Annotated in this window: 12 protein-coding genes; 4 read left to right on the top strand and 8 right to left on the bottom strand. The window is 66.9% G+C overall.

Going from position 1 to position 12,192, the window contains the following annotated elements:
- Positions 1-106 precede the first annotated feature (106 nt).
- The 7 genes from ACAG21_RS03725 to ACAG21_RS03695 all read right to left on the bottom strand — a co-directional run bounded on the left by ACAG21_RS03725 (position 107) and on the right by ACAG21_RS03695 (position 6,088).
- Positions 107-586, bottom strand: coding sequence for a DUF3180 domain-containing protein (locus ACAG21_RS03725; protein WP_370494656.1), 480 nt, complete (start codon positions 584-586; stop codon positions 107-109).
- On the bottom strand, positions 586-1,125 hold the full coding sequence (gene folK, locus ACAG21_RS03720) for a 2-amino-4-hydroxy-6-hydroxymethyldihydropteridine diphosphokinase (RefSeq protein WP_370494655.1): 540 nt from the start codon (positions 1,123-1,125) through the stop codon (positions 586-588). The genes ACAG21_RS03725 and folK overlap by 1 nt, the downstream gene beginning before the upstream one ends.
- Positions 1,126-1,177: 52 nt before the next feature.
- Positions 1,178-1,576: a dihydroneopterin aldolase gene (gene folB, locus ACAG21_RS03715; RefSeq protein ID WP_370494654.1), complete on the bottom strand. Its 399-nt coding sequence runs from the start codon at positions 1,574-1,576 to the stop codon at positions 1,178-1,180.
- Complete coding sequence (folP, locus tag ACAG21_RS03710; RefSeq protein ID WP_370494653.1) at positions 1,569-2,411, bottom strand: dihydropteroate synthase; 843 nt, start codon at positions 2,409-2,411, stop codon at positions 1,569-1,571. Before folP ends, folB begins: the two co-directional genes overlap by 8 nt.
- The gene (folE, locus tag ACAG21_RS03705; RefSeq protein ID WP_370494652.1) at positions 2,408-3,016 is read right to left on the bottom strand and encodes a GTP cyclohydrolase I FolE; all 609 of its coding nucleotides are present in this window, start codon (positions 3,014-3,016) and stop codon (positions 2,408-2,410) included. Before folE ends, folP begins: the two co-directional genes overlap by 4 nt.
- A gap of 15 nt (positions 3,017-3,031) precedes the next feature.
- Positions 3,032-5,398: an ATP-dependent zinc metalloprotease FtsH gene (gene ftsH, locus ACAG21_RS03700; RefSeq protein WP_370494651.1), complete on the bottom strand. Its 2,367-nt coding sequence runs from the start codon at positions 5,396-5,398 to the stop codon at positions 3,032-3,034.
- A gap of 231 nt (positions 5,399-5,629) precedes the next feature.
- Complete coding sequence (locus ACAG21_RS03695; protein WP_370494650.1) at positions 5,630-6,088, bottom strand: VOC family protein; 459 nt, start codon at positions 6,086-6,088, stop codon at positions 5,630-5,632.
- Positions 6,089-6,142: 54 nt separating this feature from the next.
- On the opposite strand from ACAG21_RS03695, the gene ACAG21_RS03690 reads away from it, so the two are divergent.
- Genes ACAG21_RS03690 through ACAG21_RS03675 form a run of 4 tightly spaced genes read left to right on the top strand, consistent with a single transcriptional unit; the run spans position 6,143 to position 10,922 of the window.
- Entirely contained in the window at positions 6,143-7,114 is a 972-nt protein-coding gene (locus ACAG21_RS03690) for an alpha/beta fold hydrolase (RefSeq protein WP_370494649.1), read from the top strand.
- Positions 7,111-8,298, top strand: coding sequence for an LLM class flavin-dependent oxidoreductase (locus tag ACAG21_RS03685; protein ID WP_370494648.1), 1,188 nt, complete (start codon positions 7,111-7,113; stop codon positions 8,296-8,298). Before ACAG21_RS03690 ends, ACAG21_RS03685 begins: the two co-directional genes overlap by 4 nt.
- The gene (locus ACAG21_RS03680; protein ID WP_370494647.1) at positions 8,298-9,311 is read left to right on the top strand and encodes a zinc-binding dehydrogenase; all 1,014 of its coding nucleotides are present in this window, start codon (positions 8,298-8,300) and stop codon (positions 9,309-9,311) included. The genes ACAG21_RS03685 and ACAG21_RS03680 overlap by 1 nt, the downstream gene beginning before the upstream one ends.
- 60 nt (positions 9,312-9,371) lie before the next feature.
- On the top strand, positions 9,372-10,922 hold the full coding sequence (locus tag ACAG21_RS03675; RefSeq protein ID WP_370494646.1) for an HNH endonuclease signature motif containing protein: 1,551 nt from the start codon (positions 9,372-9,374) through the stop codon (positions 10,920-10,922).
- Between the two features lie 19 nt (positions 10,923-10,941).
- Here the strand turns inward: ACAG21_RS03675 and ACAG21_RS03670 are convergent, their stop codons facing one another.
- Complete coding sequence (locus ACAG21_RS03670) at positions 10,942-12,189, bottom strand: PPE family protein (protein WP_370494645.1); 1,248 nt, start codon at positions 12,187-12,189, stop codon at positions 10,942-10,944.
- Positions 12,190-12,192 lie beyond the last annotated feature (3 nt).

Genomic DNA, 12,192 nt, shown 5'->3' with positions numbered 1-12,192 from the left:
CGCGCTACTCCGGCGATTCTCACCTGGGTTAATTCGTTGATTTATCGCCGTTAACTGGCCGGTGGTTCTGGCCGGCCGCCGGTGGCGGTCCGCAACCTCGGACGCCCTAGCTTTCGGCCCCCTCGGCGTGGTCGGCCGGATCCGGTGGCGGGGACTTGCAGCAATGCTGCAGCCACAACGCGGCGACCAACAGCGCCAGCGCGCTGACGGCCGCCACCACCGTTCCGGTGGTGTCCTCCGCGGCGACCCGCAGCCACGATCGCCGCGGCAGGAAAAACACCAGGATCCCGATCCACCAACCCAGCACCAGGGCACCCACCCAGGCCGACGCCTTGGCGACCATCACGCTGCGGGCCACCGAAAGCGGGTGCAGCCAACCGGGCCCGTCACCGATTTCCCCGTCGTTGACCTTGGCCCGCACGTAGCGCGCCCACAGCGCCTCGGCGATGGCTACGACCAGCAGCGACAGACCGGTCCACAGGGTGATCGGCGGAAACCACCGAAACAGCACCTTGATCAGCAGATATCCCAGAAAGGCGGCCCCGAGGACCGCGGCCGTCAGGTCACGTTTTCTGGTCGGGCCCATCAGCTGTCCGATTCTGGATCGGACGAGTGCTGCAGCGTGTACCCCGACAACCGGACCGCGTCCTGATCGGCGGGGTCTAGTTCGGCGAGCAACTGCGCGACGGGACGCAGCCCGCCGGCGACGGTGAGCACGGCATCCGGGTCGACGGCCAGCCAGGGGACCAGCACGAAGGCCCGCAGATGGGCCAACGGATGCGGCAGCGTCAGGTTGTTTTCGCGGCTGAGCAGTTCGCCGTCGGCCGTGCGACAGGCGATCAGGTCCACGTCCAGGGTGCGCGGGCCCCAGCGCTCGCCGCGGATCCGGCCCGCGGCCTGTTCGAACTCCTGCGCCCGGCGCAGCCAGCCCTGCCCGTCGAGGGCCGGATCGTCGGCGATGAGCACCGCGTTGAGGAACGGGCCCTGCTCCACCCGCCCCCACGGGGCGGTCTCGTACACCGGAGAGACAGCCAGCAGCGCGTCGCCGAGGCCATCGACAACCGACTGCAGCCGCGCCAGCCGATCCCCGAGGTTGGAGCCGATGGACAGTACGACTGAGGTCATGAGCGCCGCTCCTTCTCATCGCTGCGCTCTGCATCGTCGCCGGCGCGCGTCATCACACCCCGCCCGCCGGAACCACCGAACCGCGCCCGCCGCGCCGCGACCGGCGAATCACCACCGCCACGTCGGCGAACTGCAGCTCGATCGGGGCATGCGGCTTGTGCACAGTCACCTCGACGGCGTACACACGTTCGTCGTCCATCACGAAGTCGGCGATCTCGGCGCCCACCGTTTCGATCAGGTTGCGCGCCGGGCCCCCGACGATCGCGGCGGCCCGCTCGGCCAGGGCGACGTAGTCGTAGGTGTCGGCCAAGTCGTCGCTGGCGGCGGCGTCGACCAGGTCGATCCACGCCACGATGTCGACGACGAACTCCTGCCCACTTGCCCGCTCGAATTCGTAGACTCCGTGCCGGCCATGAACTGTCAAGCCGCGCAACTCGATTCGGTCAGCCATCGCTCTGGGTCCGCTCCGTCCGGGTCCACGCGTCCACGACCTTGAGTGCGTCGACCGAGGCCCGTACGTCGTGCACTCGCACACCCCAGGCCCCGTGGAGGGCGGCCAGCGCGGAAATCACCGCGGTCGCCGTTTCACGCCCGTCGGGCGGTCGCGGCGTCCCATCCGATCCGGCCAACAGCGTACCGAGGAAGCGTTTGCGCGAGGCACCCAGGAGTACCGGCATCCCGGTGGCGACCAACTCGGGCAAAGCCTGCAGCAACGCCCAATTGTGTTGTCCCGTCTTGGCGAATCCGAGCCCCGGGTCGATGACCAGCTTTGCCGGGTCGACGCCGGCGGCCACCGCGTCCTCCACGGCGGCCAGCAATTCCGAACGCACCTCGGCCACCACGTCGCGATACCGCGGGGCCTCGTGCGGACGGTCCGAGGAGACCGACCGCCAGTGCATCATGACCCACCGCACCCCGGCCTCGGCCACCAGCGGGGCCATCGCAGGATCGGCGCGCCCACCGGAGACATCGTTGACGATCCGCGCACCGTTCTGCAGCGCGGCACGCGCGACGTCGGCGTGCATGGTGTCAATGCTGACAGTAATACCTTGTGCCGCAAGCTCTTTGACGACGGGTACGACGCGGGAGCTCTCGATGCGGGGATCGATCCGGGTGGCGCCGGGCCGGGTGGACTCCCCGCCGACGTCGACGATGCTCGCGCCGTCGGCCGCCAACGCCAGGCCGTGCGCGACGGCGTTGTCAACACACAGGTAGCGCCCGCCGTCGGAGAAGGAGTCGTCAGTGACGTTCACAACCCCGACTACCTGCACCGGCGACGAACTCACTTACGCAGGATGAGGTCGAGCGCTTCGGCTCGTGAGGCGGCATCGGTTTTGAACTGCCCGCGCACCGCCGAGGTGGTGGTGATGGCGCCGGGCTTGCGCACACCCCGCATCGCCATGCACAAATGCTCGGCCTCCACCACGACGATCACCCCGCGCGGGTCGAGCCGGTTCACCAGGGCGTCGGCGATCTGGCTGGTGAGCCGCTCTTGGACCTGCGGGCGTTTGGCGTAAAGGTCAACCAGCCGTGCGATTTTCGACAACCCGGTCACTCTGCCGTCCTCGCCGGGGATGTAGCCGACGTGGGCCACCCCGTGGAACGAGACCAGATGATGCTCGCACGTGGAGTACAGCGGGATTTCCTTGACGATCACCAACTCGTCGTGCTCTTCGTCGAACATGGTGTTGAGCACATCGGAGGGGTCGGTGTAGAGACCGGAGAAGATCTCCCGGTATGCGCGCGCCACGCGTGCCGGAGTGTCCCGCAACCCATCTCGATCGGGATCTTCGCCGATCGCGTGCAACAGCTCGCGAACTGCCGCCTCCGCACGTGCCTGGTCGAACGCCCGGACGCGATCCAACGCGGCGCGGGTATCCGGCAGCACCATCGAAATCTCCGTTCGTCAGCCTCGGGCCGGCGGATTAGGCCGGCTCACGTCCTCATCCGGTTGGTCTGGCGATCTCGCCGGATCCGGGCTGGGCTGCGCCGGCGGGGGGTAGGGGGGATAGGGCGGGTACGACGGCTGACCCTGGCCCTGGCCACGACTCGGCTGGCCCGGATAACTCGGGGCCGGCGCAGGCCAATACGGCTGCGGCGGAGGTGGATACCAGTGGCCTTGGGGTTGTTGCTGCTGCGGTGGTGGCGGCCATCCGGGCGCATACCAGCCGGCCGGAGCGCCGTAGTCGGGCTGGGTGGGACGACGCTCGCGATCTCCCGTGCCTTCACCGCCGTGAGAACCGTTGGGGCCGTGTGCTTTTCGGTCGGCCTCGGCGCGTGCAGCCTCGGCAGCCTGACTGGCCGCCGCGATCGCCGCTTTGAAAGCCGGCTCGGGAACGGGTTGCGGCCACGGCTCCCCGCGCTCGATCGCCAGCTCGCCGGGCGTCTTGATGGGCGGCTTATCCGACGGGATGCGGCCGCCGAAATCGTCGAACATCGTGAGCCGGGGCCGCTTTTCGACGCCGGAGAAGATCTGCTCCAGCTCGGGCCGGTGCAGGGTTTCCTTCTCCAGCAGCTCGCCCGCCAGCGTATCGAGTACGTCTCGGTATTCGGTGAGGATTTCCCAGGCCTCGGTGTGCGCGGCCTCGATGAGCTTGCGGATCTCGTCGTCGATGTCGCGCGCGACCTCGTGCGAATAATCCGCTTGGTTGCCCATGGTCCGGCCCAGGAACGGGTCGCCGTGCTCGGAACCGTATTTGACGGCACCGAGTTTGGAACTCATACCGAATTCGGTGACCATCGCGCGCGCGGTTTTGGTGGCCTGCTCGATGTCGGACACCGCGCCCGTGGTCGGCTCGCGGAAGACCAATTCCTCGGCGGCGCGCCCACCCATCGCGAACACCAGCTGCGCAACCATCTCCGAGCGGGTGCGCAGTCCCTTGTCCTCCTCGGGCACCGCGACGGCGTGCCCGCCGGTGCGCCCGCGCGCCAGAATCGTCACCTTGTAGACCGGGTCGATGTCGGGCATCGCCCACGCGGCCAGGGTGTGCCCGCCTTCGTGGTAGGCAGTGATCTTCTTCTCGTGCTCGCTGATGATCCGGCCCTTGCGGCGCGGTCCGCCGATCACGCGGTCGACGGCCTCCTCGAGGGCAGGCCCGGTGATGACGGTGCCGTTTTCCCGCGCGGTCAGCAGCGCGGCCTCGTTGATGACGTTGGCCAGGTCGGCACCGGTCATGCCGACGGTCCGCTTGGCCAGCCCGTCGAGGTCGGCGTCCGGAGCGATCGGCTTGCCCTTCGAGTGCACCGCCAGTACCGCACGCCGGCCGGCCAGGTCGGGGTTGGACACCGGGATCTGCCGGTCGAAGCGGCCCGGGCGCAACAGCGCCGGGTCGAGGATGTCGGGCCGGTTGGTCGCCGCGATCAGGATCACCCCGGCGCGATCGCCGAAGCCGTCCATCTCGACCAGCAACTGGTTCAGCGTCTGCTCACGCTCGTCGTGGCCACCGCCAAGCCCCGCGCCACGCTGGCGGCCCACCGCGTCGATCTCGTCGACGAAGATGATGCAGGGGCTGTTCTGCTTGGCCTGTTCGAACAGGTCGCGCACCCGCGAGGCGCCGACGCCGACGAACATCTCGACGAAATCGGAACCCGAGATCGTGAAGAACGGAACGCCGGCCTCACCGGCCACGGCGCGGGCCAGCAGCGTCTTACCGGTTCCCGGCGGCCCGTAAAGCAGCACGCCCTTGGGGATCTTGGCGCCCAGCGCCTGATACCGCGACGGGTTCTGCAGGAAGTCCTTGATCTCGTAGAGCTCCTCGACCGCCTCGTCGACGCCGGCTACGTCGGCGAACGTGGTCTTGGGCATGTCCTTGGAGAGCTGTTTGGCGCGTGACTTGCCGAAGCCGAAGCCCATCCGGGCGCCGCCCTGCATGCGCGAGAACATCACGAACAGCCCGACCAGCAGCAGCAGCGGCAGCACGTAAACCAGCAGCTCACCCAGGATGCTGCCTTCGTTGACGACGGTGCTGACCTTGGCGTTCTTCGCGTTCAGCGCGTTGAGCAGGTCGACGGCGTAGCCGTTGGGGTACTTGGTGATGACCTTGTCGGAGTTGTCGGTGTCGTTGTTGCCCTTCTTCAGGGTCAACCGCAGTTGCTGCTCACGGTCGTCGATTTGCCCGCTCTTGACGTTGTCGCCACTGATCTGGGACATCGCCACCGAGGTGTCGACGGGCTTGTATCCGCGGGTGTCATCGCTGAAATAGAAGAACGACCAGCCGAGCAGCACTACTACAGCGATCGCCGTGACTATGCGAATCACGTTTTTCCGGTTCATCAATCATCGGCCGTTACGGCCAGGTCCTTCCCCGATAACACGCAGCTGGAAAAGTTCAGGTTACCTCTGTGGCGATTGCCAGCTCCGGTTAACCGGAGCGCAGCAGGTCGCCACCGTCGTCTCTAGTGGCAATCGCCAGGTCCGACAATGCCGGAGCGCAGTGGGTTGCCACCACCCAACCCGTTCAACGAGCGGCGGTTCCCGATAGCGCTCGTGCGCCCGGTGAAGCGACTAGTCGTAATAGCGGGCCTCGATCACATTGCCGTCCGGATCGGAGAAGTAGTAGATGTGCGGCGCCCATCCCCGGGCTCCGTAGCTGCGGTCGAGGCGGGCGCCGGTGTCCACTCCGGCGGCCCGCAGCCGCCGATCCAGGGCCTCGTATTCCGGCAGCGACATCGCCAGGCAGAGGTGGTTGACCGGGTGACCGGCGCTGCCGGCGACCTTGGTCAGGACCTCGGTGGCTTCGATGCCGACCGCCGGCATCAGGTCGATGATCGAGTCCTCGCACACCCGCACGCTCGGAAACGGCGCTTCGCCGGCAGCGAACTCGTCGAAGCGCACCGGCGCCAGTCCGATCACGTTGGTGTAGAAGTCCATCGATGCGTGAACATTTTTCGTCCACAACACAATGTGGTCCAGCCGCCTCACGCCTATAAGGCAACCAGAACCGGCCGCGAAATGAACGGCCATTTTCAACCCCGCTGAATACTTCTCAGGCCAGAGGGGTTGTGATTTGGTGTGTTGGTGCCCACATCAACCGAACGGTTAGTAGAGACCAACGGGGTGCAGCTGCGAGTCGTCGAAGCCGGCGACCGCGGCGCGCCGGCAGTGGTCTTGGCTCACGGCTTCCCCGAACTGGCCTACTCCTGGCGACATCAGATTCCGGTGCTCGCCGAAGCCGGCTATCACGTGCTCGCACCCGACCAACGCGGGTATGGCGGCTCTTCTCGCCCCGATGCGATCGAGGCCTACAACATCCGTGAGCTGACGACCGACATCGTCGGCCTGCTCGACGACGTCGGTGCCGAGCGGGCCGTCTGGATCGGCCACGACTGGGGCGCCCCCGTGGTGTGGCATGCGCCGCTGCTGCACCCCGACCGGGTCGCGGCCGTCGCCGCGCTGAGCGTGCCGGCCACGCCGCGGTCGCACGTGGCGCCGACACAGGCCTGGCGCAAGATATTCGGCGAGAACTTCTTCTACATCCTCTACTTCCAGGAACCTGGCGTCGCCGACGCCGAACTCAACAGCGATCCCGCCCGCGTGATGCGCCGGATGATGGGCGGCGGCCTGCGCACCGACGGTGACAAGGCCGCGGGGATGCGGATGGTGGCACCGGGCCCGGAGGGCTTCATCGATCGCCTTCCCGAGCCCGATGAGTTGCCGGATTGGATCAGCCAGGACGAACTCGATCACTACATCGCCGAGTTTTCCCGCACGGGATTCACCGGTGGCTTGAACTGGTATCGCAATTTCGACCGCAACTGGGAGCTCACCGCCGACCTCGCCGACGCGAAGATCTCGGTGCCGTGCCTTTTCATCGGTGGCACAGCCGATCCCGTGCTCGCCTTCACCCGCGCCGACCGCGCGGCCGAGATCGTCTCCGGGCCCTACCAACAGCTGATGATCGAGGGCGCCGGACACTGGCTGCAACAAGAGCGGCCCGATGAGGTCAACACCGCATTGCTGGAATTTCTCACCGGATTGGAGCTGCGGTGAACGCACCCCTTCGTTTCGGCGTCTTCATCACGCCGTTTCACCCGATCGGCCAATCACCCACGGTCGCACTGGAATACGACATGGAGCGTGTCGTCGCCCTGGACCGCCTGGGATTCGACGAGGCCTGGTTCGGCGAACACCACTCGGGTGGCTACGAATTGATCGCCTGCCCAGAGGTGTTCATCGCGGCCGCCGCGGAGCGGACCAAGCACATCCGGCTGGGCACCGGTGTGGTCTCGCTGCCCTACCACCATCCGCTGATGGTGGCCGACCGCTGGGTGCTGCTGGATCACCTGACCCGCGGCCGGGTGATGTTCGGCACCGGGCCCGGGGCACTGCCGTCGGACGCCTACATGATGGGCATCGATCCGGTCGATCAGCGGCACATGATGCAGGAGTCGCTCGAGGCGATCCTGGCGCTGTTCCGTGCCGGGCCCACCGAGCGCATCGATCGTCACACCGACTGGTTCACGTTGCGAGACGCTCAGCTGCACATCCGTCCTTACACCTGGCCTTATCCCGAAATATCCACGGCGGCAATGATTTCGCCATCCGGCCCGCGCCTGGCCGGCGCGCTCGGCACATCACTGTTGTCGCTGTCAATGTCGGTGCCCGGCGGTTTCGCCGCCCTGGAGACCACCTGGGACGTGGTGCGCGAGCAGGCCGCCAAAGTCGGGCGGGACGAACCGAATCGGACCGATTGGCGGGTGCTGTCCATCATGCACATCGCGGACACCCGCGAACAGGCGATCAATGACTGCACTTATGGGCTACAGGATTTCGCGAACTACTTCGGCGCCGCGGGATTCGTGCCGCTGGCCAACACCGTGGAGGGTACGCAGACTCCCTACGAGTTCGTCGAAGACTATGCGGCCAAAGGGAATTGCTGCATCGGCACACCCGAAGATGCGATCGCGCACATCGAGGACCTGCTGGATCGATCGGGCGGCTTCGGGACGCTGCTGATGCTCGGTCATGACTGGGCCTCGCCCGAGGCGACCTACCACTGCTATGACCTGATGGCCCGCAAGGTGATTCCTCATTTCAAGGGGCAGCTGGCGGCATCGCGAGCCTCGCACGACTGGGCCAAAGACCATCGCGACCAATTGATCGGCCGTGCCGGTGAGGCCGTCGTGAAGGCCATCACCGAGCACGTCGGCGAGCACGAAGGCGCGGCGAACTGATGCGCGCCTCGGTGTTGCGCGACGGCCGGATGGTCTATCGAGACGACGTCGCCGACCCGATACCCGAATCCGGTCAGGTGCTGGTGGCGGTCAAGGCCTGCGGAATCTGCGGCTCAGACTTGCATTTCGCCAAGCACGGCGAGCGGGTCATGGAAATGACCGAGCGCGTCGCAGGCGGTGCCGGCGGCATGAACGTCGACCTCAAGCACGACGTCTTCATGGGCCACGAATTCAGCGCCGAGGTGCTCGAGGCCGGACCCGACACCGACACGCATCCACCCGGCACCCTTGTCACGTCGATTCCAGTGTTGTTGTCCGCCAGGGGTGTAGAACCCATCGTCTACAGCAACCACACCATTGGCGCTTACGCCGAACGGATGCTGCTCTCCGCTCCGCTGCTGCTGCCGATCCCCAACGGCCTGAACCTCAAACATGCCGCCCTGACCGAGCCGATGGCGGTGGGACTACACGCCGTCAACAAGTCGAATATCGAGCCGGGTGAGACCGCGCTGGTGCTGGGCTGCGGCCCGATCGGCATCGCGATCATCGCGTCCCTGCGGGCGCGCGGCGTGGAAAATATTGTGGCATCTGATTTTTCGGTGAAGCGGCGAGAGCTTGCCACCGCAATGGGTGCACATCAGACCCTGGACGCCGCGCAGGGTTCGCCATTCGACACGGTCAAAGCCGCGGTGGTGTTCGAGGCGATCGGTGTGCCCGGGATCATCGACGACGTCGTGTTGCGGTCGCGCCCGGGCACCCGGCTGGTCGTAGCCGGAGTGTGCATGGAGGCCGACACCTTCCATCCTTTCTTCGCTATCGCCAAAGAAATCAACGTGCAATTCTGTTTGGCCTATGGTCCCGAGGAATTCGCCGAGTCGCTGCGCTCACTGGCCGAGGGCGAAATCGATGTCAGCCCGTTGATCACCGGCGAGGTGGGCCTGGACGGGGTCGGCGCCGCCTTCGACGACCTCGCCGATCCCGAGCGGCATTGCAAGATTCTCGTCACGCCTTAGGCACTCGGGTGACGCGCCAACCCGGCTGATTTGTCGGACGTCACGGCTACGATCGAATGTATGTTCGAAACAATGGTCGATCCGGCCGCTTTGATCGAGGTCGTCGAGTCCGCGCACCGGCAGGAGTCCATGTTGGTGGCCCGCCGGCTGGCGGCCGTCGCTGCCTTACTGCGGCATCGGGTGGCCGGCACCGAACAAAGCGAGCCGCGCCCGGGTTATGCCGTGGTCGACGGGTTCGAGCAGACCGCGGCCGAGGTGGCCGCCGCTATGAACCTTTCTCCCATGGCGGCCAGTTACTTGGTGTCGGATGCCGACGCCCTGCACACCCGACTGCCCCAGATCGCAGCTCTACTGGCTGAAGGGCAAACCGATTGGCGCACTGTGCGATTGATCATCAGACGCACCGATCTGGTCACCGACGCTGAGCTGACCGCCCGGCTTGACCAGGCGCTGGCCACCCGTATCCGCAACTGGCACAGCTGGTCGAGGCAGCGCATCGTCAATGCGGTCGACGCCACGGTCCGGGCGGCGGATCCCGATGCCGCCCGGCAACGACGCGAGAACGCCGAAAAGGATCGCCACATCGCGATCGCGCCGCTGGCCAACGGGATGGCCGACATCTACGGCACCGTCGATGCGGCGGCCGCGACGGCCTTTGATCGCCGGCTGTCCCAACTCGCCGGGCAGGTGTGCACCGCCGATCCGCGCACACTCGATCAACGCCGCGCCGACGCGTTGGCCGCGCTGACCCAGGGACGCCCCCTGGCATGCCGCTGCGGGCAGCAGGGCTGCCCCGCCACCGGCAACGACAGCCAGCCGCAATCGGGTGGTGTGCGGCTGGTCATCAACGTCATCGCCAGCGAACACACCGTGTCGGCCGACGGTGATCAGCCGGGCTACCTCGAGGGGTACGGCATCATCGACGCCGAGCAGGTTCGTCAATTAGCCAGCGCCGCAGCACAACTGGTCGCCGACCCAGCCACCAGCCCACTGGAGGCGCTGCGCTATCAACCCAGCGCGGCATTGGAACGCTTTGTTCGGTGCCGGGATCTGACGTGCCGCTTCCCCGGATGTAGCCGTCCCGCGGTGGTCTGCGATCTCGACCACACCATTGCGTTCAACCACCGCGATCCAGCCGCCGGCGGGCCCACGGTAGCAGAAAATCTCAAATGCCTATGCCGCCAACACCATCGACTCAAAACCTTCCACACGGGCTGGCGTGACCGCCAACTCGCCGACGGCACCATCATCTGGACCTCGCCCACCGGACGCATCTACCGGACTTACCCCGCAGGCCAAGACCTCTTCCCACAACCACAACGACCCGCATGCGCCACACCCACGACACAACCGCGACGTGACAGACGCAAGCGCCGACGCGCCCGAATCAACCAGGCCCGCAGGCACAACCAGCGTCAAGCCGCCCGCAACGAGGAAATCGCCGCACGCAAATTCCGCAACCACATGCGCGACGCACTATTCGCATTCAAGGGCACACCCAGCACCAGCCCCTTCTGCACATGGATCAATGATCCTCACGAGCCAGAGGAATTACCCCCTGGGTGGACCACCACAGCCCCACCGCCCCTGCCCGATGACCCACCCTTCTAATAACCTTCTAGGCCCGGCATCACCCTCCGGCCGGAGGGTGAGCGATCACCATGGGCTTGAAACCGTAACGGGGAGGCGCAAAGTGGGCTGCCGCGGCCCGCCCGGCCCCGGTCCCCATCAGCGGCATCCCCCCGACGGCATTGGTCCCGGGTTGCACCGCCGCCGCGGCAGCACCAGCGCCGTTCAGCGTCACCACGGCGGGGTTTGCCACTGGCGTGGCTCCGACCCAAGAGGCCGGCACCGACATGCCCCCCACCGACGCCGCCCGACCCACCGATCCCGCAGCATTACCCAAGGCTCCTGAAAGCGCATGCGGTACAGCCTCAACAGCCCGCGCCGCACCCTCCGCCGCGTGGGCGGCCCCCTCGGTGGCAGCCTTGGCGGCCTGGGGCGCGAAGCCCTGAGCGAGACCCTGGATGTCCTTGAACGAGGTGGTGAACAGCCGCGTCGGCGAGATCAACCGGATGAACGCGTCGAACGGCGAGCTGGCATCCAGCACCTGCGACCCGGTCAGGCCCTCGAAAAGATCGCCCAGCGGGCCGCTCAGCTGCAGCCCATCCCCTTCGGAGTTCATGCCGATCCCGCCGAAATTGAATCCCGGAGCCGCCTGGGCATTACTCGGCGACCCGGCCAGCGCCGACAACGTCTGGGGCACCGCGTTGAGCCCCTGCGTGCTACTGCCCGCGCTGTTGCCCGCCGCTTGAGCCACCGCCGCGGACTGGCCGGCTTGCCCGGCCGGGTTGGTCGCGGGCGCTGCCGGCCGGGGCGGCGGCAGGGTCGACGCCGCGGCTGACGCTCCCGCATAGCCGTACATCGCGGCCGCATCCTGCGCCCACATCTCGCCGTACTGCGTCTCGGTGGCCGCAATCGCCGCAGTGTTCTGGCCGAGGAAGTTCGTCGCCAGCAATTCCATCAGCAACGTCCGGTTCGCCGCGACCACCGCCGGCGGCACCGTTTCGGCGAAAGCCGCCTCGAAGGCCCCGGCGGCCGCCACGGCCTGGCTGCCGGCCAGTTCGGCCTGTCCGGCCGTGTTCTGCAGCCACTCGACTTGCGGTACGGCCGCGGTCAGCATCGACGCGGCGGACGGACCCTCCCATGGCCCATCGGTCAGGCTGGTAATCAGCGACCCATAGCCGGCCGCTGCGGCATACAGCTCGGCCGCCAACCCTTCCCAGGCCGCCGCGGCGGCCAGCAGGGGCCCGGAACCGGGCCCCGCATACATCAGCGTGGAGTTGATCTCCGGCGGTAGCTGCGCGAAATCCAACATCTC

The organism is Mycobacterium sp. pR1184, assembly GCF_041287235.1.
Lineage (GTDB): Bacteria > Actinomycetota > Actinomycetes > Mycobacteriales > Mycobacteriaceae > Mycobacterium.
This window is presented reverse-complemented; position numbering and strand designations above follow the sequence as displayed.

What these genes read in the sequence shown, in the direction of transcription:
- ACAG21_RS03725 (WP_370494656.1), bottom strand. Translation starts at nt 586, where the DNA reads ATGGGCCCGACCAGAAAACGTGACCTGACGGCCGCGGTCCTCGGGGCC.
- folK (WP_370494655.1), bottom strand. Translation starts at nt 1,125, where the DNA reads ATGACCTCAGTCGTACTGTCCATCGGCTCCAACCTCGGGGATCGGCTG.
- folB (WP_370494654.1), bottom strand. Translation starts at nt 1,576, where the DNA reads ATGGCTGACCGAATCGAGTTGCGCGGCTTGACAGTTCATGGCCGGCAC.
- folE (WP_370494652.1), bottom strand. Translation starts at nt 3,016, where the DNA reads ATGGTGCTGCCGGATACCCGCGCCGCGTTGGATCGCGTCCGGGCGTTC.
- ftsH (WP_370494651.1), bottom strand. Translation starts at nt 5,398, where the DNA reads ATGAACCGGAAAAACGTGATTCGCATAGTCACGGCGATCGCTGTAGTA.
- ACAG21_RS03695 (WP_370494650.1), bottom strand. Translation starts at nt 6,088, where the DNA reads ATGGCCGTTCATTTCGCGGCCGGTTCTGGTTGCCTTATAGGCGTGAGG.
- ACAG21_RS03680 (WP_370494647.1), top strand. Translation starts at nt 8,298, where the DNA reads ATGCGCGCCTCGGTGTTGCGCGACGGCCGGATGGTCTATCGAGACGAC.
- ACAG21_RS03675 (WP_370494646.1), top strand. Translation starts at nt 9,372, where the DNA reads ATGTTCGAAACAATGGTCGATCCGGCCGCTTTGATCGAGGTCGTCGAG.
- ACAG21_RS03670 (WP_370494645.1), bottom strand. Translation starts at nt 12,189, where the DNA reads ATGTTGGATTTCGCGCAGCTACCGCCGGAGATCAACTCCACGCTGATG.